The sequence below is a fragment of the Mesorhizobium sp. ISC25 genome (genome assembly GCF_042295465.1).
Taxonomy (GTDB): domain Bacteria; phylum Pseudomonadota; class Alphaproteobacteria; order Rhizobiales; family Rhizobiaceae; genus Mesorhizobium.
Window position 1 is genome coordinate 3,005,496 of sequence record NZ_CP135441.1, and the last position, 22,864, is coordinate 3,028,359.

Sequence of the window (22,864 nt, forward strand, 5' to 3'; positions counted from 1 at the left end):
ACCCGGAGGGGACTTGCGGAGAATCGGAGCCGATGCGAACCTCGCCGCACCATGGCTCGCCCGCGTTCCGATTCTCCGCTTCTCTTCGAAATCGTCGAGAAACCCGACTTCTCGTTCGAGACGAGGGCGATGGCCGAAGGCCTTTGGCCGGTGGCTGGGATGGACGAGGCCGGCCGTGGCCCGCTCGCCGGGCCGGTGGTGGCGGCAGCGGTGGTGCTCGATCCCGCCAACATCCCCGACGGCCTCGACGATTCCAAGCGGCTGACGCATTTGCAGCGTGAGGCGCTGTTCCTGAAAATCCTCGGCTCCGCGCTCGCCGTATCGATGGCGTCGGTCAGCGCCGAAGGCATCGATGCCTCCAACATCCTCAAGGCCAGCCTGGAGGCGATGCGCCGTGCCGTGGCAGGCCTGTCAATCCGGCCGAAGCTGGCGCTGGCCGACGGCCGCGACGTGCCGCCTGGCCTGCCCTGCGAGGGCAGAGCGCTGATCAAGGGCGACCAGCGCTCGCAGTCGATCGCCGCAGCCTCGATCGTCGCCAAGGTGATGCGCGACCGCATGATGTGCGGCTGCGGCAGCCATCATGCGCATTACGGCTTCGAGTTGCATATGGGCTACGCCACTGTGCGCCATCGCACGGCGATCGATCTGCATGGACCAGTGGCGCGGCTGCACCGCGCCTCCTTCGCGCCGTTCCGGTTCGGCGGCACCGAGGTGCTCGAGGAAGAGGGTTTTTCGGGCCTGGATTGAGCGATCCGGCCAGGCGTAATCTCCCCCTTGAAGGGAGATGGCCGGCAGGCCAGAGGGGGTCGCCTCGCGTGAAGCGCCAACCTTCTCTTTCATCCCACATGGCGTCGCGCCAGGACGTACCGACCCCTCTGTCGCCTTCGGCGACATCTCCCCCTCGAGGGGGGAGATTTGCGCTCTGCCGCTTTCGCTAACAAAAAAGCCGCCAGGTTTCCCAGGCGGCTTCGATGAATTTCTCGACGAAGTCGCTTAATTCAGCTTCGACTTCAAATCCTGCAGCGAGGCGTTGAACAGGTCGGCGCCGGCCTTGGCGTCCATCTTGCCGGCCAGCAGCGCGCGCGCGGCTTCGACCGCGATATCGACGGCGCTGGCGCGCACTTCGCCGATCGCCTCGCGCTCGGCCTGGCCGATCTTCTGCTCGGCCAAGGCGGTACGCCGGGCGACATAGTCCTCGGTCTTCTTGTGCGCCTCGGCGGCAAGCATGTCGGCTTCGCGCTTGGCGGCGGCGACGATGGCTGCGGCCTCCTGCTCGGCTTCCTTGCGCTTGCGCTGGTATTGGCCAAGCAGCTGCTGGGCCTCTTCGCGCAACCGGCGCGCTTCCTCGAGCTCGGAGCTGATCTTGTCGGCCCGCGCATCGAGCGCCTTGGCGATCATGCCCGGCACCTTGATGTAGATGGCAATGCCGAGGAAGATTACGAGGGCGACGGTTGCCCAAAGCGTCGCGAGAGATGTGGCGTCCATGATGCGCTCCTCACCCGGCCACGGATTTGACGGCGGCCGCGATTTCGGCCTTGCTGGCCTTGCCGCCGACAAGCGCCTCGACGATGGCCGAAGCGGTGTCCTCTGCGATGGTGCTGACTTCCTTCATGGCGTTGGCCTTGATGGAAGAAATGCGCGCCTCGGCCTCGCCAAGCTTCTGGTCAAGCGCTGCCTCGATCGTCTTGCGGGCAGCTTCGGCTTCCGCCTTGGCCGCATCGTTGGCCTGCTGACCGATCGCATTGGCCTTGCCCTTGGCTTCCGCCAATTCCTGCTCATAGGCGGCAACGGCGGCGTCGGCCTCGCTTTTCAGCCGGGCAGCATGATCGAGATCCTGCGTGATGCGGTCGTTGCGAACGTCGATGATGCCGCCGACGCGCGGCATCACTACTCGCTTCAAGAAGAGGTAGAACAGCCCGAAAGTGATTGCCAGCCACAGCAGCTGTGACGGGTACGTCGCCGGATTGAATGGCGGGAACGTGCCATGCGCCTCGGCAGGCACGCCGGTGGCGGCGTGCGTTTCGCCTTCCGTTGCGGCGGGCGCGGACTCTTGCGCAAAGGCAGATGTCACAAACATGGACTATCCCCGAAATTCAGACCCGCCGCAGGATCGCGGCCGGCCTGTTCAATTCTTCCCAATGTTCAGCCGAACAAGTATTCAGCCGAACAGGGCGAGAAGCGCGATGAGAAGCGAGAAAATACCAAGCGCTTCGGTCACGGCGAAGCCGAAAATCAGGCGGCCGAACTGGCCGTCGGCGGCCGATGGGTTGCGCAGCGCGCCCGCCAGATAGCTGCCGAAGATGTTGCCGAGGCCAATGCCCGCGCCGCCCATGCCGAGGCATGCGATGCCGGCGCCAATGTACTTTGCTGCTTCTGCGTCCATTTATTCAACTCCTTTGGATCTAAAATTCCGTTGCGATTCCATCCGGCGGCAATGCCGGAAACCTTGTCAGTGCCCGGGATGCAGGGCGTCGTTGAGATACATGCAGGTCAGCACGGCAAAGACGTAGGCCTGCAGGAACGCGACCAGCAGCTCCAGCGCCGTCAGCGCCACGGCCATCGCCAGCGGCAGAACTGAGCCCGCTACGCCGACCGCGCCGAGCGCGCTCAGGCTGACGACAAAGCCCGAGAACACTTTCAGCGTGATGTGACCGGCGAGCATGTTGGCGAACAGACGAACCGAGAGGCTGACCGGACGCGAGACGAAGGAAATCACCTCGATAAGCACCACCAGCGGCAGCAGGTAGATCGGCACGCCATGCGGGACGAACAGCTTCAGGAAGCCAAGGCCGTGCTTGGTGAAGCCGTAGACGACGACCGTTCCGATCACCAGCGCAGCGAGGCCGAAGGTGACGATGATGTGGCTGGTGATGGTGAAGAAATACGGGAACAGGCCAAGCAGGTTAGCGACAAGCACGAACATGAACAGCGAGAACACGAAGGGGAAGAACTTCATGCCTTGCGTGCCCGCGGCGTCCCTCAGCATATTGCCGACAAATTCATAGGCCATTTCCGAGACCGACTGAAGGCGGCCCGGGACGAGACTGCGGCTCGACGTGCTGAGGTAGAGAAACGCCGATGCGACAGCAACCGTCGCAAGCATGAACAGAGCCGAATTGGTGAAAGACAGGTCGTAGCCGCCGATGTGAATCGGAATGATCGGATGGATCTGGAACTGGTGGATCGGATCGACCTTGTCAGCAGCCACTTTAAAATCCCCATCAAAGCCGCAGACGGCTTCAGTATCCTGTTCAATGCGCCGGCATGCGGCGCCTCAATTCATTCTTTCGGATCGCGCGGTTTGTCGCCCGTTCCGAATTCCGACACAAGCCCGGCTGAACGCAGGACATTGAGCACGCCGGCGACAAAACCCAGCAGCAGCCCGACTATCAGACCCCATGGCGATGTCCCCGCCACGCGATCGATAAACCAGCCGAGAGCCGCACCGACCACTATCCCGGCGATGAACTCGCTGGACAGCTTGAGCGCCTGGCCGTACCCGGCCACACTGCCCGCTTTCGCGTCGTCTTTCCCCTCGAGCCGATCCGGCCGCCTTGTCGCAAGCGATGCTTCAAGGTCGCGCCGGCGGCGCTCAAGATCGTCGTCGCGGATGTCGGCTTCATGCTGCTTGCCGCGGCCGGTTTTTCCGGTTCCGTCTGGCCCATTCTTGTCGGCCACGCAACCCCCCTGCCCGGTCAGACCGTCACCGTCCGTCCGCTTCTTAAAGTCGCCGGCAACATAGTTAGAGGGTCCGCGCCCGTCAAGCCACGGGCGGACGTTCAAGCTCAAGTATTTTTTCGTTATAAATCAGCTGCTTGCCCGGGTGCGACATCGTGCCCGACGCAGTCCCCGGCGGGCTGTGGCCGAATCCTCACGGCGATGCGTCTTCGATCGGCCGCTCTCCCGCGAAAGACGCAACGGCTGCCCGAGCACTCAGCTCCAGCCGCCGCCATAGGTGCGATAGAAGATATGCAGGCCGATCCTGGTCATTTTCTTCATCGTCCGCGCCCAGCCCGGATGGACGTAGTTGGCGTAATAATGCGTCGACGAGCCGACTTCCGGAATGAAGATCTTGCCGGCAGTGACGGCCATGGCGACATCCTGTGCGGTCTTGTAGGCGGCGGGGTTGTCGATGCGCTTCTTCCTGCCATCGCAGGCGAAGGAAAACTGGCAGCGGTTAAACCAGTTGTCGTTCTGGTAGACGACGCCGCAGATCGAGTTCGGGTAGGCCGGGTTGCGGACGCGGTTGAGGATGACCTGGGCAACGGCGGCCTGGCCGCGCACGGATTCGCCGCGCGCCTCGAAATAGATGCCATTGGCAAGGCAGGCCTGCTCCGGTTTGGAAAAGACGCTTGCCGGCAGCGGCGTCTGCATCCACGAATGATCGCCCTTGCTCAGCGGCGGAATGAAGCGGCCGTCGTTCGGGTCCTCGTCCTGCAGCAAGGCCTCGAACGGCGACGCCTTGGCGTAATCGGGGGCGGACGAGGCATAGGCGGTCGCCAGCACGTCGGGATGATCATTGTTGACCAGCGCGGCAAGCATCGCCGGCACGCCGGGATCCGGCTTCTTGTCGATGCGCGCGTGGAAGGCGGCGGCGATCTGGATTTCCTTGCCTTTGATCTCGGGCTTGGCGAAAGCCATCCTCAGGCCGCTGTCCATGCTCGGGCGGAGCAGCGAAGAGGTGCGCTCGAAGATCGAGCCGGCGTTGAAGTTCTTCGGCGGCGAGACGGGCGAGACCTGGATGATGCGGCCCTTCTTGTCGGCGCGCATGATGCGGTTCTCGTCCGGCGTCGTGCCGGCGCTGCCGCCCTTGCCGCGAAACGAAACGGTGCCGATGCCGGGCAATTGCACACCGGAGCCGGAGAGCGAGCCGGTGCTGCTGGAATCGAGGAAGGGCATTTCGGCGGCGTGAACGGAGCCGGCGACGGATTTCTCGACATAGGCGTTCCAGCGGACGCTCGGCGCCTCAAGGCCGGAGACCAGGCTGGTCATGTCCTGATAGGCAACGACAGTCGGAAAGCCGACCCAGATGCCAAGGCCAATAACGAGAGGAGACAGGAAGGAACGCTTTTTCTCACCGGCGGCGGCGACAAGCCGCGTCAAAACACGTCGATGCACGGAACTCTCCAGAAACGCAACGGACCCCACTGGAGAGCTACAATGATGCATTAACCTTGATGGGGCGTTAACAGCTTAGAACGTTGTTTTCCCATCTCGTGTCGAAGTCAGGCGCTTTTGCGGCCATCGCTTGACGGAAGAAAGATCGGCCAGGCGATCAGCGCGCAAATAGCCGCACCCAGCCAGACGCCTGCCCATGAGCAGAGCACGAGAAGCCCCGGAATGGCGATCGGCACCAGGAAGAAGGCGATGAAGACCAGGCTGTTGGCAAGGCCGAGCGCCGTTCCGGCCTGGCTCGCGCCGGCGAGCGTCGCAAGCTCGGTGTAGGCGACGCCGTGCCAGGAGGAGACGCAGATGCCGGCCACGACCAGCACCGCAACGATCGCCGGCGACAGCATCGGCACTTGGCCTGACAAGAATTGGGCCGCCAACAAGACGAGCGCCGCAAGCACGGTGAACGCGGCCACGCTCAGCATGCTGCACAGACGCAGAAACGGCCGGCGGTTGCCGTGACGGTCGGTGTAGCGGCCGCTCCAGACGCGCATGACCATGGCGCCGACCTGCACAGCAGCCAGGCTGGCGCTGATCACGGCTGTTCCCATGCCGGCGAAATCATGCAGGAAGACGGAAGCAAAGGTGAGCACCGCCACCTGCGGAAAGCATAGCAGGCCGATGGCTGTTGCGATGCGCCAGACGGCCGGGTTGCGCAGCGGCGCCGGGCCGGCCGGCAATGCCGTGCTGCTCGAATGCGCGCCGTCATGCGCCGGCGGCTGATGCAGCCAGCGCCAGGCGAGCGAGGTCGAGACGGCGGATGCAACCGCCAGAAGTCCGAAGACCGCCGTGAAGCCATGGGCTGAAGCGAGCGATGGCAGCACGAGCGCGCCAAGCCCGCCGCCAAGCGGCACCGCCGTCTGCCTGATGCTCATGGCAAAGCCGCGCTCGCCTTCGCCGAACCAGGCCATGATGGCGCGGCCGCTGGAGCCGTTGACGCTGCCGCCGAGCAATCCGGTGACCAGCAGGGCAGCGGCGAGAAGCGCGATGCTGGGAATGTGGGCCGGTGACGGCACAACCAGCGCGGCCATGACAAGCAGCCAAACCGCGGTTGCACCGAGCCCGGTCAGCAGCACGCGGCGGTCGCCCCAGCGATCGGTCAGCAGCCCCCACGGCAATTCGCTCAGCGCCACGCCCAGGCCGAGAAGGCCAAGCGCCAGGCCGAGTTCGCCATTGGAGAGATGATAGCCCGAGCGCAGGAACACCGCCGTCGCCGGAATGCCGGAGAAGGTCGCGGAAAAGCAGGCATTGGCGGCGACGCCGATGCCCAGCACCTTCCAGCGATGATTGGCTCGAAGTGCCGCCGCTTCTGACGGGGCGGCAACGGCGCCTGGGCGAAGCGGTTTGCAATCTGGTCCTGTGGCGATAGCGGACATGGTTCAGCTCCTGCCTGGGCTGGTTGCGTTCGGTCTTGACGCGCTGTCCCTACCGCCATAGCTTCGTACTGAATATCAGGAAGTTTTTGACGTAATGTCCCAAATATCAGGATTATCGCTATGCGACGTGTGACATTCGATCTCGACGTGCTGCGCAGCTTCGTCACCGGCATGGAGTTGGGCAGCTTCGCCAAGGCCGCCGACCGGCTCGGCCGCTCGACCTCGGCAATCAGCGCACAATTGAAGAAACTGGAAGAGCAGGCGGCGACGCCGATCTTCCGCAAATCGGGGCGCGGTCTGGCGCTGACGGACGCGGGCGAGACCATGCTCGGCTATGCGCGGCGGCTGATCGAGCTCAATGATGAGGCCGCCTCCGCCATCCACGATGTCGAGCTGGAGGGTTGGGTGCGGCTTGGGCTGCAGGAGGATTTCGGCGAGGCGGTGCTGCCGGAGGTGCTCGGGCGCTTCGCCCGCGCCCATCCCAAGGTCAAGATCGAAGCCAGGATCGCACGCAGCCATGAGCTCGCCGAACGGATCATTTCGGGCAACCTCGATATCGCGCTTGCCTGGCACAATGGCGCGACGCTGCCTTACAGCCGGCATGTCGCCGACGTTCAGATGCGCTGGATCGGCCCGGCAAAACAGATCGAGACCAGCCTGCGCGAAGGCGAGCCGTTACCGCTGGTGGCGCTCGAGGCGCCGTGCCTGCTGCGCAGCGTGGCGACCGAAACGCTGGACCGTGCCGGCCTGTCATGGCGGATGGCCTTCTCCAGCCCGAGCCTTGGCGGCATCTGGGCAGCCGTCGCCGCCGGGCTCGGCCTGACGATCCGCACCGATATCGGCCTGCCGGCCACCGTCAGGGCAATGACGCCGGAGATCGCCGGGCTGCCCGCTTTGCCCAAGATGGCGCTGTTCCTGCATCGCAAGGAGGCCGAGCCCGACCCGGTAGCGGCGCGGCTCGGCGACATCCTGCTGCAGGCGGCGCTGGAAGCGTTGCCGGGAAATGCTCGGGGAATGAGGGGCTGAGAGACGTCGCTTAGACACCAGGTACCAGCGTCGCGTTCCGTCACACCCCCCTCTGTCCTGCCGGACATCTCCCCCTCAAGGGGGGAGATTGGCTGTCACGTTGGCTTTCGCCAATCTCAGACGCTGGGAAAAAGGCGCGGGGGAGAAGCTGCCAATCTCCCCCCTTGAGGGGGAGATGCCCGGCAGGGCAGAGGGGGGTGCTGGCCCGCCAGCGCTGCATAAGCTTCCCCTCAGTGGCGCTTCTTCGCCCTGCTGGCAAAAGGATTGTCCGAGGTGCGCAAGGCGATGCGGATCGGCACGCCTGGCATGTCGAAGGCTTCGCGCAGGCAGTTCGAGAGGTAGCGGACAGAGGATGCGGCATCGCGTCCGGCCGTGAGCAGGACACGACGAAGCCCGGCGGCCGCGTCTTGGCCTGGGTTACATATTTGATCTTCAGCCGGCGTCCGGCGACGGCGGGCGGTCTCTTGCTTCAATGAGGTTTTTCGGTGGCGTGCTGCGGTCAGGGGCTAATTCCCCGAGGGCCCCGGCGTAGCTGAATCTGGCGGGTACCGCAGCATTTCTTGAACTTCATACCTGAACCGCAAGGACATTGATCATTGCCGCCGCGTTGTAGCCGGCCTACCAGGGGCAGCAGCGCTGCGGAAGGCAGGAGCGCTGCCGCAAGGGCAGCCAACTTGGCCGAGATTCCCGGTACGACGAGGCGACGACCGGATTTGAACCCTCGCCACGCCCGTTCGGCCACATACTCCGGATCCACCTTGGGCAAGATGTTGAAGAGCACCGTCTGATTGGCGCCTGACCTTGCGAGAAACTCGGTCGACACCGGGCCTGGTGCAACGCATGTGACCGTCACACCGGTTCGGCGCAATTCTTGGTGAAGCGCTTCTGAGAAGAAGCGCACGAAAGCTTTGCTAGCGAAGTACAGAGCCATATAAGGCCCGGGAACGAACCCGGCCACGGAACTGAGATTGAGCACCCCGCCCCGTCGGCGCGCCACCATTCCCGGCAGAAAATGGAGGGTCAGTTCTGTGAGGGAATGTATGTTGAGATCGATGATGCCGAGTTGACCATTAATAGGCAGCGCCGTCGTCGCGCCCCGCAGGCCATAGCCGGCGCTGTTGACCAGGACATCACAGACTAGGCCGTGTGCCGACAGAAAGCCCTCCAGGCGCGTTGGCGCATCGCCTGCCACGAGATCCAACTCGAGCGTGAATGCCTCGCCACCCCTCTCCCGAACCTCAGACGCCGCAGCGGCCAAACCCTCGGGCGAGCGGGCAACCAGCACAACCGCACCGCGCTCCTGTGCAGCGACGCTCGCAATTGCCCGGCCAATTCCACCCGAGCCGCCAATCACGACGATAGCTGGCCGGAATTCACAGTGCGAAATCATGTCGCGTTCCTCTGTCTTGCAGGAGCGGCAACACTTTGACCGAGCAGCACCACTTCATTGGCGACAGTGCCGTTCAGGATTTTTTCAAATCTCTCCAGTGCACGTGCGACGTTCGCTCCATCCATTACCCGGTGATCGTAGTGGATGCGGACATTCACCGATCCGTCTTTGCCGATCGGACCGTAGTTGAGAAGCGTGGTCAATGGTGTCAGCGGGTTGAGTGATTCCGCACCGAGACCAGAATAGACGGACAGTTGGAAGGTACCGAAGTAATTTGCCCTTTGCCGGGCGATGTTCAACCCTAGCCACATAAGCAGCCACCTGACTGGCGCGGGCGCACCTGCCATCCGCAAGGCACGCCGGAACTCCGGGACCTCCAGGATCGGCCGTGATCGAGCCGCGTGGATGGATCCCTCAAGTTCCGTGATGGAGTAGCGCTCCGGGCGCTTGATGCAGCTCAGCAGAACGGCCGGCTCGCCATCATATTCGCGCTCGTGGGCAATCGAGGCTACGCTTGCCGGATACTCGTAAAGCTGCGGCCAGGGCAACTTGACATAGGCGCGCCGCAGTTCCGGCATCTCTAGGGCGAGAAGCGCATATCCTTTCAGGAAGATCGCGGTCCACGAGGGCCTGGTCTGCTGCCCCGTTCGAGCCGTTACGAGGGGGCCGAGGTTCATCTGACGCTGCACCGCGACCCGTGGCACGCCGATCGAAAACCTCATCAGATCGCCAACAAGGCGCCGGGGCGCGGAAAGCTTGAGGGCTCGGCCTCGCATCAAACGTACCTCTAATAAAGATAAGGGAATATTCGCTTGGTCTTTTCCATATAGGCACGGTATTGCGGGCCGAAATTCTCCAGCATCATACGCTCTTCCTCGTCCACTCTCAGCAGGAAAAGGACTGCGAACCCAATCAAACCCGATATGCCCGCAATCCAGTTCGGCAGCAGAAAGACCTGGCCGAGGCCCATGAGCAGGAACGAGGTATACATCGGGTGGCGGACCAAAGCGTATGGTCCGGCGCAGATGAGTTCATGCCGTTCGCGGATCTCCAGCGTAATCGACCAGTTCCGGCCAAGTTCCTTGTGGGACCTGCGAAAAACCCATAGCGCGGAGCAGAAGATGATTGTGCCGAGAGCCACGGCCCACGCGCTGGCCGGGTGGTCAGCCGCTGCGGGCATGCCGGTGACAACATAGAAGGCAGGCAGGATTGCGAGGCCAAACAGAGCAGATGCAAGCCCGACGATGTCGGAACGTGAGCGGTAGCCAGTTACAATTCGCACGCGCCTTGCCCGGCGCTCGAAGGGATACCGGATCACGTACCAAGCAACGATGCCGATCACCCAGATGACCTCGCCAAGTGAGGCTGCCGCAATGCTCACTTCAGGTCACCAGCGCCCTTTCTGCGATCGCGACTGTAGCAGCTGCCCCTGAGTATGGCCACTTCACCCATCGCCTCGATTTCGTCACCGGCCGACCTTCAGGCGCAGCGATCCTCTCCGAGTTAGTCCGCAGACGCGAAAGCCGGAGGGGCAGTACCGATCGCATTCGGTCCCATTCATCCCTCGAATCTTGGTTATGTATTCATCTCCCGAAGCTCGGTTATGAATTGTTGCGGCCGGAGCTGAATGGCGGGAGTCTTATATCCCATGGAATGAGCGATGTCCGCCACGAAGCCGTTGCAGTTCAAGACCGTCGCCTGCCAGACATGCGAGCTCGCCTGCAGCTTGCGGATGTAGGCAACGACTTTGTCGTATTCGGCCCGGGTCAATATGATTTGCCAGCTTGCGGATCTGTATGGTTCTTCCAGATCACCGTCGCTCCACCCGGTTTCAGCTGGCACCGGCACGATATGGCCCAGAACATAGGGAACCGCACTGTTCGAAGCCGGGTGAAGGCCCGCGACTTGGGGATCGATCATTCTCCCGGCCCGGTCCAGGCGCCCAAAAACTGCGTAGGTGTGGCCGTAGCTTAGGGCGTAGCGGGAGCGGAACTCGATGAAGTACCGCTCGTCGTTTTTTTGAGGCGCAGCTCCGCCATCGGCATAAGATACGAAATTCGGCTGGGGCGGCAGGTCTTTCGTCTGACATGCCGCTGCCGGGAGGGCCACCAACGCCACAAGCAAGAGACGGCTACTTACAAGCGTCATCGCCGCGTCCATTCCCGAACTTCACAAAGCACAGACCTAATAACGACCTATGCCCGCCAACCGCGCCGTACGCTATGAAGCCGGCCAAAGCCCCGGCTGCGTATGTATGGGGAAGGGCTTGGCACCCCTTCCCCATACAAGCCGGTCCTTACTTAATCACTGGTTGCTCAACCGGAGCGGGTGCCGGAGCCTTACCCTTTCCTTTGCCGATCCAGTCGTTCGCGCAGCCGCTCAGGCTGGCAACGGCGAGCACAGCAACCATTGCAATCAATATCCTGTTCATCAAGCAATCCTTTCCCCGGGGGCGGAATAGCCTATAGAATCGCCACAACTAAAACGATATGCAGCCCCACCAAGTTAGCTGCGATCTACACCAACGCCTAGTGCAGAAATGACACAGTTGGCACCCGGTTGCCGGCGGCACCTTTGCGGTGACGTGCTGGCAGGGTTCACCATCCAACGGAGATCAGGCCTGCCCACCATCAAACAACCACCACCGTCGTGCCCAAAGGAGTACGGTCGTAGAGGTCAATGACGTCGTCATTTATCATACGGATGCACCCGTTCGATACCGCTGTGCCTATCGTCCATGGCTCGTTTGTACCATGTATCCGGAAGTGGGTGTCGCGCCCGTCGCGATAGAGATAAAGGGCACGCGCACCAAGCGGGTTGTTTGGTCCGCCAGGGACCCCCCCTGCATACTGCACCAGGCGCGGCTTGCGCTTCATCATGCTGTCGGTGGGTGTCCATGACGGCCAGTCCGCCTTGCGGCCGACGGTCGCTGTACCCTTGAACGAAAGTCCCTGCTCGCCGACGCCGACGCCGTAGCGCGTCGCCCACCCGTCCGTCTCGACGGCATAGAGAAAACGTTGCGAAGTATCGACGACGATCGTTCCGGCCGGCTCGTTTCCGTCGTACCGCACATGCTGCCGTCGGTAACGAGGATTCAGGCCACGCCTTGGTCCGAACGCGGATGAAATCGACGTACATCCGGAGATCATCAGAGCCAGACTACCCAGCACGAGCCCCCGGCGCGCAATGTGGTGTTCTTCCATTTCTACCTGCTAGGAAACTGGTCATCTACCGCCGCCCTCGTCTCTACCATTCCAAGGGCTGCGGGCCAAGTCTCGCTGTGTGGTGGCAAAATGAATTCACAGGATTGACAAGCGAATTGGAGCGAAACTTCTTGCGATGACCGTCTGCCTCTGTTCGGTTATGTCAAAAATGGGCATAGGACAGAGCCGATGAAGCCTGACTTCCATGGTAAAGTCGCGATTGTGACCGGCGCAGGCTCCGGAATAGGGGCGGCTGTTTCACGGCAACTCGCGCAAGAAGGAGCCGAGATTGTTGTCGCCGACCTTGATGCCGAGGCCGCGCACTGCACAGCCGCCGAAATAAGCTCGCAAGGAGGCAGGGCCTACGACTTTGCGGTAGATGTCACGGATGCGGCAGCAGTGGAAAAGCTGATCGAGTTCACTGTCCAGAAATGCGGCGGACTGGATATGGCGGTAAACAATGCAGGTATCGACGGCGTTCGAAAAGCAACGGCAGACTATCCGCTCGACAACTGGCACAAACTGATAAACGTTAATCTCAATGGCGTTTTCTACAGCATGAAGTACGAAATCGCCGCGATGCTGGATCGAGGCGGAGGCGCCATCGTGAACATGTCCTCCGTTCTCGGTTCCGTCGGCTTGCCAACTGCGTCCGCTTACACGGCAGCGAAACACGGGGTCGTTGGATTAACCAAGGTCGCGGCGATTGAATATGCTAGGATGGGCATCCGGATCAATGTCGTCGGCCCCGGCTGGATCGAAACGCCTCTTTTATCGGAGCAAATGGAGGCATTAGCCAGCCGGCGCATGGCAGGTCTTCAGCCGATGGGCAGGCGCGGGAAACCGGAAGAGGTAGCGGCTCTTGTATGCTTCCTCCTGTCCGACCAGGCCAGCTTTATCACTGGGAGCTACCATCTGGTGGACGGAGCTTACACCGCCCATTAGTGCAGAGGCTGTCCCACCCGCGCTGGGTACCGTCAGGGCGATGACGCCGCAGATCGGCGGGTTGCCCGCCCCGCCTGAGATGGGGCTGTTCCCGCATCGCAAGGAAGGCCGAGCCAGACCCGGTGGCGGCGCGACTTGCCGACATCCTGCTGCAGGTGGCGGTGGAATCGCTTACCCGAAAATGTGCAGGCGCTGCCCGCGAGCGGCCTGCGGAGCGTAGCCTGATGCTGGCGCCCAGAAGATGCGCAGGTCAGCGGCGCTTCTTCGCCCTGTTGGCGAAAGGATTGTCCGAGGTGCGCAAGGCGATGCGGATCGGCACGCCGGGCATGTCGAAAGCCTCGCGCAGGCTGTTCGAGAGATAGCGGACATAGGATTGCGGCATCGCATCGGGGCGTGAGCAGGAGACGACGAAGCCCGGCGGCCGCGTCTTGGCCTGCGTGACATATTTGATCTTCAGCCGGCGCCCGGCGACGGCGGGCGGCGGATGATGCGCCAGGATGCCTTCCAGCCAGCGGTTGAGCTTGCCGGTCGACACACGGCTGTTCCAAACTCGATGCGTCCTGATGACAGCATCCATCAGCTTGTCGAGGCCACGCCCGGTTTCGGCCGAGACCGGCACCGCCTGCATGCCGCGCGCCTGGGGAAGAAGCCGCTCGGTTTTTTCGCGCAGCTCGGCCAGCAACTCCTGGGGATGGTCGATAAGGTCCCATTTGTTGAAGGCGATCACCGGGGCACGGCCCTCGCGGATGATCAGGTCGGCAATCTGCAGGTCCTGCTTCTCGAAGGGAATGGTGGCGTCGAGCACAATGATGACGATCTCGGCAAAGCGGATGGCGCGCAAGCCGTCCTGCACCGACATCACTTCGAGCTTTTCGTGGATCCTGGCCTTGCGGCGCATGCCGGCGGTGTCGAACAGTTTTAAGCGGCGGCCATGCCAGTCCCAGTCGACCGAGATGGAATCGCGGGTGATGCCGGCCTCGGGGCCGGTCAACAGCCGTTCCTCGCCGATCAGCGCGTTGATCAGGGTCGACTTGCCGGCGTTGGGACGGCCGACGACGGCGATGCGCATCGGCTTGGTGTCGTCATAGCTCGGCTCTGCGTCCGGGTCGGTGATGTCTTCGCCGATCAGCACCTCGCTGGCGGCGATCTCCTCCTCACCGGCCTCTTCGTCCTCACCGAAGGCGCGCGCCTCGCCAAGTGCTGCGATCACCGCGTCGCGCAAATCGGGCAGGCCCTGGCCGTGTTCGGCCGAAACCGGGATCGGCTCGCCAAGGCCGAGCTCCCAGGCCTCCAGCATGCCGCCCTGGGCGCCGCGCGCCTCGGCCTTGTTGGCGACGACGACAACCGGCTTGCCGGACTTGCGCACGATCTCGGCGAACGTCTTGTCGTCGGGCATCAGCCCGGACTTGGCATCGATCGTAAAAAAGATCAGGTCGGCCTCGCGGATGGCGATCTCGGTCTGGGCACGCATGCGGCCGGGCAGCGTCGAGGCCGCCGCATCCTCGAAGCCGGCGGTGTCGATGACGTCGAAATGCAGATCGTAGAGCTTGGCGGCATGGACGCGTCGATCGCGGGTAACGCCCGGCGTGTCGTCGACAAGCGCCAGCTTCCTTCCCACCAGCCGATTGAAAAGGGTCGATTTGCCGACGTTAGGCCGGCCGATGATGGCGACTTTGAAGGTCATGGAATATCACGACACGCCGCCCGAGCCGCGGATCAGCTCGGACATCAATGTCGCCCGCTCGCGCGTGTTGCGCGGGGCGCCGTCATCCGCGGCGATCTGGTCGAACAGCTTCAATGCCTCCGCCGCCTTGCCTTCCTTCCAGGCGGCAAGGCCAAGCGCCTCGCGCGCAGTATGGCGAAGCGTGTTGGTGTCGGCGGTAAGCGCCTCGACGCGGCTGGAGACATCGGCGAAAGTGCCGTGGTCGACCAGAAGCAGAGCGGCCCTGAGGCGCGCCATGTCGCGAATGCCGGAGGGGATCTTGGTGTCGGCGGCGACCTCGTCGAAATCCTTGACGGCGGCGTCGACGTCGCCCTTGTCCGCCTTGACGGTTGCCGCGCGCATGCGGGCGAGCAGCGGATAGGCGCCGTAGCCGTCCTTCTCCAACGCCTCCAGGGCGGCAAGCGCCTCGTCGTTCTTGCCGTCATTGGCAAGCTTCAGCGCCTGCGAAAAAGCATCGCCCGAGCGGTTGGCGCGGGTCTCGTCCCAATAGCGGTAGCCGACGACGGCAGCGGTGCCAAGCACCACCAGCACGGCCAGCACGAGCAAGGCGGGACCGAAACGGTCCCACAGCGCATGCGCCTGGTCGCGACGAATCTCTTCGTTGACTTCGCGGATAAAACTGTCGTCCGACATGGATCAAAACCATTCATGCCCCGGCCGGGGCGGTTGATGAGCCCGCGTTTTAGCGAAATTTTGCCGGCATGGAAGGGGTTCGGCAGGAAAATCGCCTATTCACGAGGCAGTCGCCGCCAACTGCGGCCGTACAGGTCGATCGTACCCGTGCCATATTTCGCCGGTAGGCGGTGCTTCTACATTCCTTGATCCGGTCAGATGCCTTTGCCCCGTTTGTCTCGCGTTGTTGCGTTTTCGATCGCGTCGCTTGCTACCGGCGCGACTTTTGCCGACCCGCCGGCGGCGCCGGCAAAGCCGAAACAGATCGTCATCATCTCGTTCGACAGCGCCCGCGACATTTCGCAGTGGCAGCGCAGCCGGGCCTTGGCCGCGCGCACAGGTGCGCATTTCACCTACTTTGTCTCCTGCGTGTTCCTGCTGTCGCCCGAGACACGCAAGCAATACACCGCGCCCGGCAAAACAGGCGGCAAATCGAACATCGGCTTTGCCGCCTCCAAACAAGAAGTCGCCGACCGGCTCGAGCAGATCAACCTTGCCGCCTCCGAAGGCCACGATATCGGCAGCCATGGCTGCGGCCATTTCGACGGCAAAGACTGGAGCAAAGCCGACTGGCTGAGCGAGTTCGGCTCATTCAAGCATATTCTCGAAAACGCCTATTCGATCAACGGCATTGCACCTGAACCAAAGGGCTGGCGCGATTTCGCGCGCAAGTCGGTGGTCGGGTTCCGCGCGCCTTATCTGTCGGCAAACAAGGCGCTCTACGAGGCGCTGCCAGCGGCCGGCTTCCTGCTCGACGCAAGCGGCGTCTCGCGTGGGCCGGTTGAGCCGCCGACCGTCAACGGCATCACGCGTTTTTCGCTGCCGCAGATCCCGGAAGGGCCGAGCTCAAGGCGGGTGATCGCCATGGACTACAATCTCTATATCAGGCATTCCGGCGGCTTCGAGCGGCCGAGCATGGCGGAAGAGTTCACTGAGCGGACCTATCAAGCCTTTCGCGCCGCCTTCGATGCGCAATACCATGGCAAGCGCATCCCGCTGGAGCTCGGCTTCCACTTCACGCTGATGAACGACGGCGCCTACTGGAACGCGCTGGAACGCTTTGCCGGCGAGGTCTGCGTCAAAGCGGACGTCGAGTGCATCAGTTTTCACGACTACGTTTCGCGGCGAGGCGAACGGCAGGCGGCGGTGGGCGGCTGAGCCGCAGCAATCGCCGCCCGACTTTCTTAGCTTGCTGGCTGATCCTCAGGACGTAAGCCGGCTTGCTCACGTTCCAGATAGCGCTGGTCGATTTCGGGCAGTGGTTCGCCCTCGAGCGTCGCCTCGAAGGCGCGCAGGCGCTTGTAGATCGAGATCAGTTCCACGATCGTCGGCCAGGCATTCACCAGATACTGAAATGAAGATCGGACCTGCTCAAAGGAGTTGAGAATCTGGTTCAGAGCGCCGAGCTTGATTTTCCCCGCGACCATCGTAGGAACAAGAACAATGTATGGAAATATATTATCAATTTGTAGATAAAATATTCTAGCGACGTTAAAATATAAATAATGAAAGTATTTACGAAAATAGATGCTTCTTACACTTCTAAAAAGGTCAGCGACAGTTGGCGGTTGCGCGCGATCTTCATCGTCCTCACCATAGACTAATTCTTTTCGGTAGGCTGCTTCGACACGTTGGGTGCGGAACTCGAGACCCGGTAGCTTGATTCCTACCACTGCCAAGAAAGTAGTCCCGAAGAGCGACCAGAGGATTGCCACAACGACCAGGGAGTAAGGAACCGTGCCTATAATCGGCAGTTCCGTGACGTTCTGGGAGAGATGCAGCAGCACAGGAAGGAACGCAATCAGTGTCATGATGGACCCGACTAAACTTACGCCCAGATCCTCCATCGTGCTGGAGAAACGCATCGTGTCCTCTTGAACACGTTGGGATGCACCTTCGATGCGCCTCAATCTTTCCCAGTTGGTCATGTAGTATTCATTCATTGCGGTACGCCAACGAAATATCCAATGGCTTACAAAAAACCGGTTGAGGGCGCCAACCGTCACAGCCAGAAGCGCAATCCACATAATTGTCAGCAGTTGGATATAGAAATCCCACGGCGTCGTAGAGTACGGTGTGCCTAAAGCCTTCTGGATAAGATCATAGAAAGGGCCATACCAGTCATTGAAGGCGACATTTACCTGCACCTGGTAATAGATCACAAAGAGAATCAGTGAGGTGCCAAGGATCGACCAATTCCGCCATGGATGAGGTCGGTACCAGGCCCAAAAGCCGTAGAAAATGAGGACGACAGCCGCAAAATATATGTAGAACCAGAGAAATGGCTTCGACCAAAAGAGCGACACGCCAATGATCTTGTCAACGCCGGCGGCCATCGGGGGCAGTCCAAACACTGCGCCAAGTTGCTCTCCTCCAAAAAACCAGAACAGAACGGCCGCGAGGCTCCAGACGGCTACCGAAGAGAAGAAGAGCTTCGGCTGCGGAAAAAACGATACAAACACTGTGGGAAAATCCTCGGTCGATGCGCAAATCAGCGGGTTCAGCGCGCATAAAGTCACACATTAGTGGGAAAGCAAATGCCCGCTACCCGACGCCCGGTGCCGAGCAAGACCATAATCATGGCGATTTTGGCGCAGCCGTCCAGGCGATCGCGCCCGAGGCCAGCAGGACGGCGGCGGCCACGATCGAGGCAAGGAAAAAATTACCCGAGGCCTGCGCAAGCAGCCCGGCGACGATCGGGCCGATGATCTGGCCGAGGCCGAAGGCGGCCGTCATTACCGCCAGCATCCGGCGTGGTGCTTGCGGAGCAAGCTGCCTGCCCGTCTGCAGGCCAAGCGCGGTGATGGCGATGAAGGTGCCGCCGACGAGAAGGCCACCGAGCAGCGGCCCGGTGCGCCCGCCCATGACGACACTGGCGCTGACGCCGACCACCTCGACCAGGCACCCCAGGGCATAGGTGGCATAGAGCCCGATTTTAGCCGCGAGCTTCTGCCACAGCCAGACCGATGGGAAACCGGCAAGTCCGGTGACCATCCAGACCACGGCCTCGAAGACGCGGCCGCCGCCGCCCTGGCGGACGATGGCGACCAGGAACGTCGCCGTGACGATGTAGCCGAAGCCGAACAGGCCGTAGGCGACAATGATCTTCACCAGCGACGGGTCTTTCGATAGTGCCGGCTCGCTCCCGGTGGTGCTGTTCGCGGCCGAGGTGCCGCCGGCCAGCAAGGCAACGGCGGCAAAGCCGCAGGCCGAAATTACCGCGGACCACAGCCAGCCCGCAGCCCAGCCGGCATGTTCGGTGACGAGGACCGCCAACAGCGCCGAGGACGCCGCGATGCCGAGGCCGACACCGCCGAAATACAGCGCCTGCAGGTCGTTTCGCCCAGCCGCGGCGAGATGACCGAAAACGATGCTGGTCATGAAGACCAGCACAAAGGCGCTGGCAAGGCCGGCAAGAAAGCGGATCACGAGAAAGGCGGCCATCGTGCCGCTCAGGCCCATCAGCCCGGCAAGGATTGCGGTGGCGGCAAGGCCGGCCAGCATCAGCTGGCGCTCGCGGCCTTGCGCCCAGCCGCCGGTGGCGGCAAGCGCGCCGACGAGGTAGCCGAGATAATTGGCCGATGCGATCCAGCCGGCATCGGCCGGCGACAGGCCGAGCTCTTCCATCATGCCAGGCAGGATCGGCGTATAGACGAAGCGGCCGATGCCCATGGCGACGGCCAGGGCTATCATGCCGGCGATTGCCAGGCGCAAGGGTGAAGCGATGTTCATCGCGGTGCACCATAGGTGCGCCTGCCGGTGAGACAATCCGCCTTTTATTGGGCCAGAAGGGCTGCGCAGCCACGTCGGCGGCCGGCTCACCTGAAGTGCCAGCACGTCCTTGTTCAGCCGCAGCAGGTCCTTGGCGGGGCCGTCTCGAAGCGGGTACGACGCGCAGTCAGCCTGAACGGCATGTCGGCGAGTTGGCGCTCCGACATGGTGTCGAGCACGGGATGCGACAGCGGATCGGTCCCCCAGCTGGTGGCCCCGCTGTCATGCCGGTGTGGCTGCGTTCCGATCGGGGAAAAGGCGCTGAGCCATGATAAAATCTTCATCAGGTTTGCCTCCTCACTCTGAGTAGCCCACTTAGAATCCGGCATCCGGCAGTGTCTGGCAATTGAGATTTCAGCCGTTCGAGTTTAGAAAAACTGTATGGCTATGCTGAACCGCGTCCATCTCAACGGCTTGCGCGCCGTCGAAGCCGTCGCCCGCCTGGGCTCGCTTGGGGCGGCGGCGGGCGAGCTCAACGTCTCGGTCAGCGCCGTCAGCCAGCAGATCAACCGGACAGAAAAGCAGCTCGGCCGGGCGCTGTTCGAACGAACGCCAGCTGGCCTGGTGGCGACGGAATTTGGCACCGTCTTTACCGCGCGGCTCAGCGCCGGCTTCCGCGAGCTCGCACAGGCGGTCGCGCTTGCCGACGAGAATTCCGAGTGCACGCTGGTGGTTTCGGTGGCGCCGGCTTTCGCCTCGAAATGGCTGCTGCCGCGGCTGTCGCGGCATTTTGCCCGCCATCCGAACGTGCTTCTGCGCATCGATGCCTCGGTGCGGCTTGCCGATCTCGATCGTTCGGACATCGACGTCGCCATCCGGCTCGGCGACGGCAAATGGCCGGGCGGGCGCGCCGAATTGCTGCTGGCGCAGGAGGTGTTTCCGGTCTGTGCACCGGTGATCGCCAGCAAGCTGAAATCGATCGAGGACCTTGCTTTGACCTGTGCGATCACCGACGAAAGGTCGATGATCAGTTGGGAAAGCTGGTTCGAAGCCGCCGGAGTGGAGCCGGTCACCTTCATGAAGGGGGCGCGGTTCACCGATCCAATGCTGTGCCTGGAATCGGCGATTGCCGGTCACGGCGTCATGCTCGGCTGGCAGTTGCTGGCCGCCGACGCGCTGGCCGACGGCCGGCTTGTCGCGCCGTTCGGCGTACGCGCGCAGAGCGGGCTCGGCTATTGGCTGGTGACCTCGGCCAGCAAGAGCGAAAGCCGCAAGGTCAGGGATTTCAAGATCTGGGTGCGCCAAGAGATCGAGGCGACGATGGCGCAGTTCAGGTTGCTCGAGAGCGCCAGCTAAACCTGCTGGCACATCACGGTGGAAAGGTCGGTAGCGCCGGTCTATGTAAGAAACAGTCCCCAATCACGGCAGGCAGGATCATGACCACACATTCGCGCGGCGTTTCCGCAACCATCGACCCGGTGAAGCTCGACAGGCTGGCGGAGGTCGCCGTCAAGGTCGGGCTGCAATTGCAGCCGGGTCAGGATCTGGTACTGACCTCGTCTATCGCCGCGCTGCCTTTGACGCGGCGGATCGTCGAGCACGCCTACAAGGCAGGTGCGGGCCTGGTGACGCCGATCTTCAACGACGACGAGATCACGCTGGCGCGCTTCCGCTACGGCGCCGACGCCGGTTTCGACCGCGCCGCCGGCTGGCTCTATGAAGGCATGGCCAAAGCCTTCGCCAGCAATGCGGCGAGGCTTGCCGTGCGCGGCGAGGATCCGTCGCTGCTTTCGGCTCAGGACCCGGCAAAGGTGGCGCGTGCCAACAAGGCGAATTCGATGGCCTACCAGCCGGCGCTGGAGAAGATCACCGGCTTCGACATCAACTGGAACATCGTCGCCTATCCCGATCAGGCCTGGGCCAAGCAGGTATTCCCGGACGACGCCGAAGACGTCGCCGTGGCCAAGCTCGCCGACGCCATCTTTGCCGCCTCGCGAGTGGATGTCGAAGACCCGATCGGCAACTGGACGGCGCACAATGCGGCGTTGAAGAGCCGCACCGAATGGCTGAACGGCCACAATTTCCACGCGCTGCATTTCACCGGCCCCGGCACCGACCTGACCGTCGGGCTGGCCGACGGGCACGAGTGGATGGGCGGCGCCTCCACTGCCAAGAACGGCATCACCTGCAACCCCAACATCCCGACCGAAGAGGTTTTCACGACGCCGCATGCAAGGCACGTCGAAGGCTATGTCACCAGCACCAAGCCGCTGTCCTATCAGGGTACCCTGATCGACGGCATTGCGGTGCGTTTCGAGGCGGGCCGCATTGTCGAGGCCAAGGCCACGAAGGGCGAGGATGTGCTCCAGAAGGTGCTGGACACAGACGAAGGCTCGCGCCGTCTCGGCGAGGTGGCGCTGGTGCCGCATTCCTCGCCGATCGCCAAGAGCGGGCTCTTGTTCTTCAACACGCTGTTCGACGAGAACGCCGCCTGCCACATCGCGCTTGGCCAGTGCTATTCGAAGTGCTTCGTCGACGGGGCCTCGCTCAGCCAGGACGAGATCGCGGCGCGCGGCGGCAACAAGAGCTTCATCCACATCGACTGGATGATAGGCTCGGACAAGATCGATATAGACGGCGTCCACAAGGAAGGCGGCCGCGTGCCAGTGATGCGCAAGGGCGAATGGGTCTGACAGGACCGCGCGGCGTGGATATCGAGGTCAAGCGCATCTATGAACCGCCGGCGCCCGCTGACGGGCAGCGGGTGCTCGTCGACCGGATATGGCCTCGCGGCGTGCGCGGAAAAGACGCCGCGCTAACTGTCTGGCTGAGGGATATCGCGCCGAGCAATGCGTTGCGCAAATGGTTCGGCCATGAGCCGGCGCGCTGGGCGGAGTTCCAGCGGCGATACCGCGATGAACTCGACCGGAACGGCGAGGCGGTGGCGGAACTGCGCGCCTTGCTCCGTGAAGGCAAGGTGACGCTGCTCTACGGCGCCCATGACGAGGCGCACAACAATGCGGTGGCACTGGCGAGCTATTTGCGCGAGATCAATTAGTCACGCCGGCGGGCGGCGCCCCCCTCTGTCCTGCCGGACATCTCCCCCTCTAGTGGGGAGATCGGCAGCTTCGCCGAAAGCGCCCTTCTTTGGAGACTAGCGAAAGCCGAAGTGACATCCAATCTCCCCACTAGAGGGGGAGATGTCCGGCAGGACAGAGGGGGGCGCGACGGATCGCGGCGAGTCGGTTCTATTTCCCCCTCACCGCCTCTTGATAAACATCCGGCTTGAACCCGACGAGAACCCTGTCGCCAAGTTCCAGCACCGGTCGCTTTATCATCGTCGGTTTGGCCAGCATCAGCGCCTTGGCCTTCTTCTCGTCCAGGCCCAGTCTGTCCTCCTCAGACAGTTCACGGAACGTTGTGCTCGCCTTGTTGAGCAGGATTTCCCAGCCGACCTTGCCTGACCAGCCATTCAGCCGATCCGCGTCAAGCCCGTCTGCCCTGTAGTCGTGAAAGCGATAGGCAACATCGTGGCTCGCCAGCCAGGAACGCGCCTTCTTGACCGTATCGCAGTTGGTGATGCCGTACATGGTGATCGTCAAAACGCGTCCTCGGACCAGTCGAATCTGACGGCACCCTAAAACCGCGC

Annotated in this window: 26 protein-coding genes and 1 pseudogene; 7 read left to right on the top strand and 20 right to left on the bottom strand. The window is 62.5% G+C overall.

What is annotated here, in order from left to right:
• The first annotated feature begins 51 nt into the window (after window positions 1-51).
• Window positions 52-747, top strand: coding sequence for a ribonuclease HII (locus RQ479_RS15050; RefSeq protein WP_376705671.1), 696 nt, complete (start codon window positions 52-54; stop codon window positions 745-747).
• Window positions 748-993: 246 nt separating this feature from the next.
• Here the strand turns inward: RQ479_RS15050 and RQ479_RS15055 are convergent, their stop codons facing one another.
• From RQ479_RS15055 to RQ479_RS15085, 7 genes are all read right to left on the bottom strand, one after another.
• Window positions 994-1,485: a F0F1 ATP synthase subunit B gene (locus RQ479_RS15055; protein ID WP_376705672.1), complete on the bottom strand. Its 492-nt coding sequence runs from the start codon at window positions 1,483-1,485 to the stop codon at window positions 994-996.
• 10 nt (window positions 1,486-1,495) lie between these two features.
• Window positions 1,496-2,077, bottom strand: a complete 582-nt coding sequence (locus tag RQ479_RS15060; protein WP_376705673.1) for a F0F1 ATP synthase subunit B — start codon at window positions 2,075-2,077, stop codon at window positions 1,496-1,498.
• 81 nt (window positions 2,078-2,158) lie between these two features.
• Window positions 2,159-2,383 carry a F0F1 ATP synthase subunit C gene (locus RQ479_RS15065; RefSeq protein ID WP_006206606.1) on the bottom strand — a complete coding sequence of 75 codons (225 nt, stop codon included), beginning with the start codon at window positions 2,381-2,383 and terminating at the stop codon, window positions 2,159-2,161.
• A gap of 66 nt (window positions 2,384-2,449) precedes the next feature.
• Complete coding sequence (locus RQ479_RS15070) at window positions 2,450-3,208, bottom strand: F0F1 ATP synthase subunit A (protein ID WP_376705674.1); 759 nt, start codon at window positions 3,206-3,208, stop codon at window positions 2,450-2,452.
• A gap of 71 nt (window positions 3,209-3,279) precedes the next feature.
• Window positions 3,280-3,678 carry an AtpZ/AtpI family protein gene (locus tag RQ479_RS15075; RefSeq protein WP_376705675.1) on the bottom strand — a complete coding sequence of 133 codons (399 nt, stop codon included), beginning with the start codon at window positions 3,676-3,678 and terminating at the stop codon, window positions 3,280-3,282.
• Between the two features lie 255 nt (window positions 3,679-3,933).
• Window positions 3,934-5,118, bottom strand: a complete 1,185-nt coding sequence (locus RQ479_RS15080) for a cell wall hydrolase (RefSeq protein WP_376705676.1) — start codon at window positions 5,116-5,118, stop codon at window positions 3,934-3,936.
• Window positions 5,119-5,225: 107 nt separating this feature from the next.
• Window positions 5,226-6,545 carry an MFS transporter gene (locus RQ479_RS15085; RefSeq protein ID WP_376705677.1) on the bottom strand — a complete coding sequence of 440 codons (1,320 nt, stop codon included), beginning with the start codon at window positions 6,543-6,545 and terminating at the stop codon, window positions 5,226-5,228.
• Window positions 6,546-6,665: 120 nt separating this feature from the next.
• Between RQ479_RS15085 and RQ479_RS15090 the strand changes: the two genes are divergently transcribed.
• Window positions 6,666-7,571: a LysR substrate-binding domain-containing protein gene (locus tag RQ479_RS15090; RefSeq protein WP_376705678.1), complete on the top strand. Its 906-nt coding sequence runs from the start codon at window positions 6,666-6,668 to the stop codon at window positions 7,569-7,571.
• A 230-nt stretch (window positions 7,572-7,801) separates the two neighbouring features.
• Here the strand turns inward: RQ479_RS15090 and RQ479_RS15095 are convergent.
• The 7 genes and pseudogenes from RQ479_RS15095 to RQ479_RS15125 form a co-directional block, all read right to left on the bottom strand.
• Window positions 7,802-8,031, bottom strand: a pseudogene (locus RQ479_RS15095) (ribosome biogenesis GTPase Der); the annotation flags it as partial.
• Window positions 8,032-8,070: 39 nt separating this feature from the next.
• On the bottom strand, window positions 8,071-8,961 hold the full coding sequence (locus tag RQ479_RS15100) for an SDR family NAD(P)-dependent oxidoreductase (RefSeq protein WP_376705679.1): 891 nt from the start codon (window positions 8,959-8,961) through the stop codon (window positions 8,071-8,073).
• Window positions 8,958-9,737 carry a hypothetical protein gene (locus tag RQ479_RS15105; RefSeq protein WP_376705680.1) on the bottom strand — a complete coding sequence of 260 codons (780 nt, stop codon included), beginning with the start codon at window positions 9,735-9,737 and terminating at the stop codon, window positions 8,958-8,960. Before RQ479_RS15105 ends, RQ479_RS15100 begins: the two co-directional genes overlap by 4 nt.
• An 11-nt stretch (window positions 9,738-9,748) precedes the next feature.
• Entirely contained in the window at window positions 9,749-10,336 is a 588-nt protein-coding gene (locus tag RQ479_RS15110) for a protein-S-isoprenylcysteine O-methyltransferase (RefSeq protein WP_376705949.1), read from the bottom strand.
• A gap of 200 nt (window positions 10,337-10,536) precedes the next feature.
• Window positions 10,537-11,109: a hypothetical protein gene (locus RQ479_RS15115; protein WP_352529312.1), complete on the bottom strand. Its 573-nt coding sequence runs from the start codon at window positions 11,107-11,109 to the stop codon at window positions 10,537-10,539.
• Between the two features lie 148 nt (window positions 11,110-11,257).
• The gene (locus RQ479_RS15120; protein WP_352503875.1) at window positions 11,258-11,392 is read right to left on the bottom strand and encodes an ABC transporter; all 135 of its coding nucleotides are present in this window, start codon (window positions 11,390-11,392) and stop codon (window positions 11,258-11,260) included.
• A 199-nt stretch (window positions 11,393-11,591) separates the two neighbouring features.
• Window positions 11,592-12,164, bottom strand: a complete 573-nt coding sequence (locus RQ479_RS15125; RefSeq protein ID WP_376705681.1) for a L,D-transpeptidase — start codon at window positions 12,162-12,164, stop codon at window positions 11,592-11,594.
• 189 nt (window positions 12,165-12,353) lie between these two features.
• Between RQ479_RS15125 and RQ479_RS15130 the strand changes: the two genes are divergently transcribed.
• The gene (locus RQ479_RS15130; protein ID WP_376705682.1) at window positions 12,354-13,109 is read left to right on the top strand and encodes an SDR family NAD(P)-dependent oxidoreductase; all 756 of its coding nucleotides are present in this window, start codon (window positions 12,354-12,356) and stop codon (window positions 13,107-13,109) included.
• A 250-nt stretch (window positions 13,110-13,359) separates the two neighbouring features.
• Here RQ479_RS15130 and der read toward each other — a convergent pair whose 3' ends face one another.
• Window positions 13,360-14,793, bottom strand: a complete 1,434-nt coding sequence (gene der, locus RQ479_RS15135; protein WP_376705683.1) for a ribosome biogenesis GTPase Der — start codon at window positions 14,791-14,793, stop codon at window positions 13,360-13,362.
• A 6-nt stretch (window positions 14,794-14,799) separates the two neighbouring features.
• Window positions 14,800-15,465, bottom strand: a complete 666-nt coding sequence (locus tag RQ479_RS15140) for a tetratricopeptide repeat protein (RefSeq protein WP_376705684.1) — start codon at window positions 15,463-15,465, stop codon at window positions 14,800-14,802.
• A 204-nt stretch (window positions 15,466-15,669) separates the two neighbouring features.
• On the opposite strand from RQ479_RS15140, the gene RQ479_RS15145 reads away from it, so the two are divergent.
• Complete coding sequence (locus RQ479_RS15145) at window positions 15,670-16,662, top strand: polysaccharide deacetylase (protein WP_376705950.1); 993 nt, start codon at window positions 15,670-15,672, stop codon at window positions 16,660-16,662.
• A 26-nt stretch (window positions 16,663-16,688) separates the two neighbouring features.
• On the opposite strand, the gene sbmA is transcribed toward RQ479_RS15145, so the two are convergent.
• From sbmA to RQ479_RS15160, 3 genes are all read right to left on the bottom strand, one after another.
• On the bottom strand, window positions 16,689-17,966 hold the full coding sequence (gene sbmA, locus RQ479_RS15150; protein WP_376705685.1) for a peptide antibiotic transporter SbmA: 1,278 nt from the start codon (window positions 17,964-17,966) through the stop codon (window positions 16,689-16,691).
• A 115-nt stretch (window positions 17,967-18,081) separates the two neighbouring features.
• Window positions 18,082-19,236 carry a YbfB/YjiJ family MFS transporter gene (locus RQ479_RS15155; protein ID WP_376705686.1) on the bottom strand — a complete coding sequence of 385 codons (1,155 nt, stop codon included), beginning with the start codon at window positions 19,234-19,236 and terminating at the stop codon, window positions 18,082-18,084.
• Between the two features lie 113 nt (window positions 19,237-19,349).
• Window positions 19,350-19,559, bottom strand: a complete 210-nt coding sequence (locus tag RQ479_RS15160; protein ID WP_376705687.1) for a hypothetical protein — start codon at window positions 19,557-19,559, stop codon at window positions 19,350-19,352.
• Between the two features lie 97 nt (window positions 19,560-19,656).
• On the opposite strand from RQ479_RS15160, the gene RQ479_RS15165 reads away from it, so the two are divergent.
• The 3 genes from RQ479_RS15165 to RQ479_RS15175 all read left to right on the top strand — a co-directional run bounded on the left by RQ479_RS15165 (window position 19,657) and on the right by RQ479_RS15175 (window position 22,273).
• Window positions 19,657-20,571 (top strand): LysR substrate-binding domain-containing protein, encoded by a 915-nt coding sequence (locus RQ479_RS15165; RefSeq protein WP_376705688.1) that lies wholly within the window; start codon window positions 19,657-19,659, stop codon window positions 20,569-20,571.
• An 80-nt stretch (window positions 20,572-20,651) separates the two neighbouring features.
• Window positions 20,652-21,908 (top strand): aminopeptidase, encoded by a 1,257-nt coding sequence (locus RQ479_RS15170; protein WP_376705689.1) that lies wholly within the window; start codon window positions 20,652-20,654, stop codon window positions 21,906-21,908.
• Entirely contained in the window at window positions 21,899-22,273 is a 375-nt protein-coding gene (locus RQ479_RS15175) for a DUF488 domain-containing protein (RefSeq protein ID WP_376705690.1), read from the top strand. Before RQ479_RS15170 ends, RQ479_RS15175 begins: the two co-directional genes overlap by 10 nt.
• A 190-nt stretch (window positions 22,274-22,463) precedes the next feature.
• Here RQ479_RS15175 and RQ479_RS15180 read toward each other — a convergent pair whose 3' ends face one another.
• On the bottom strand, window positions 22,464-22,817 hold the full coding sequence (locus tag RQ479_RS15180; RefSeq protein WP_376705691.1) for an ArsC family reductase: 354 nt from the start codon (window positions 22,815-22,817) through the stop codon (window positions 22,464-22,466).
• Window positions 22,818-22,864: the final 47 nt, after the last annotated feature.

Bases quoted from the DNA above. Each gene is read 5' to 3' on its own strand.
- RQ479_RS15060 (WP_376705673.1), bottom strand. From the start codon at position 2,077: ATGTTTGTGACATCTGCCTTTGCGCAAGAGTCCGCGCCCGCCGCAACG.
- RQ479_RS15065 (WP_006206606.1), bottom strand. From the start codon at position 2,383: ATGGACGCAGAAGCAGCAAAGTACATTGGCGCCGGCATCGCATGCCTC.
- RQ479_RS15160 (WP_376705687.1), bottom strand. From the start codon at position 19,559: ATGAAGATTTTATCATGGCTCAGCGCCTTTTCCCCGATCGGAACGCAG.
- RQ479_RS15085 (WP_376705677.1), bottom strand. From the start codon at position 6,545: ATGTCCGCTATCGCCACAGGACCAGATTGCAAACCGCTTCGCCCAGGC.
- RQ479_RS15055 (WP_376705672.1), bottom strand. From the start codon at position 1,485: ATGGACGCCACATCTCTCGCGACGCTTTGGGCAACCGTCGCCCTCGTA.
- RQ479_RS15175 (WP_376705690.1), top strand. From the start codon at position 21,899: ATGGGTCTGACAGGACCGCGCGGCGTGGATATCGAGGTCAAGCGCATC.
- RQ479_RS15170 (WP_376705689.1), top strand. From the start codon at position 20,652: ATGACCACACATTCGCGCGGCGTTTCCGCAACCATCGACCCGGTGAAG.
- RQ479_RS15140 (WP_376705684.1), bottom strand. From the start codon at position 15,465: ATGTCGGACGACAGTTTTATCCGCGAAGTCAACGAAGAGATTCGTCGC.
- RQ479_RS15155 (WP_376705686.1), bottom strand. From the start codon at position 19,236: ATGAACATCGCTTCACCCTTGCGCCTGGCAATCGCCGGCATGATAGCC.
- RQ479_RS15165 (WP_376705688.1), top strand. From the start codon at position 19,657: ATGGCTATGCTGAACCGCGTCCATCTCAACGGCTTGCGCGCCGTCGAA.
- RQ479_RS15105 (WP_376705680.1), bottom strand. From the start codon at position 9,737: ATGCGAGGCCGAGCCCTCAAGCTTTCCGCGCCCCGGCGCCTTGTTGGC.
- RQ479_RS15050 (WP_376705671.1), top strand. From the start codon at position 52: ATGGCTCGCCCGCGTTCCGATTCTCCGCTTCTCTTCGAAATCGTCGAG.
- RQ479_RS15100 (WP_376705679.1), bottom strand. From the start codon at position 8,961: ATGATTTCGCACTGTGAATTCCGGCCAGCTATCGTCGTGATTGGCGGC.
- RQ479_RS15130 (WP_376705682.1), top strand. From the start codon at position 12,354: ATGAAGCCTGACTTCCATGGTAAAGTCGCGATTGTGACCGGCGCAGGC.
- RQ479_RS15125 (WP_376705681.1), bottom strand. From the start codon at position 12,164: ATGGAAGAACACCACATTGCGCGCCGGGGGCTCGTGCTGGGTAGTCTG.
- RQ479_RS15090 (WP_376705678.1), top strand. From the start codon at position 6,666: ATGCGACGTGTGACATTCGATCTCGACGTGCTGCGCAGCTTCGTCACC.
- RQ479_RS15115 (WP_352529312.1), bottom strand. From the start codon at position 11,109: ATGACGCTTGTAAGTAGCCGTCTCTTGCTTGTGGCGTTGGTGGCCCTC.
- RQ479_RS15120 (WP_352503875.1), bottom strand. From the start codon at position 11,392: ATGAACAGGATATTGATTGCAATGGTTGCTGTGCTCGCCGTTGCCAGC.
- der (WP_376705683.1), bottom strand. From the start codon at position 14,793: ATGACCTTCAAAGTCGCCATCATCGGCCGGCCTAACGTCGGCAAATCG.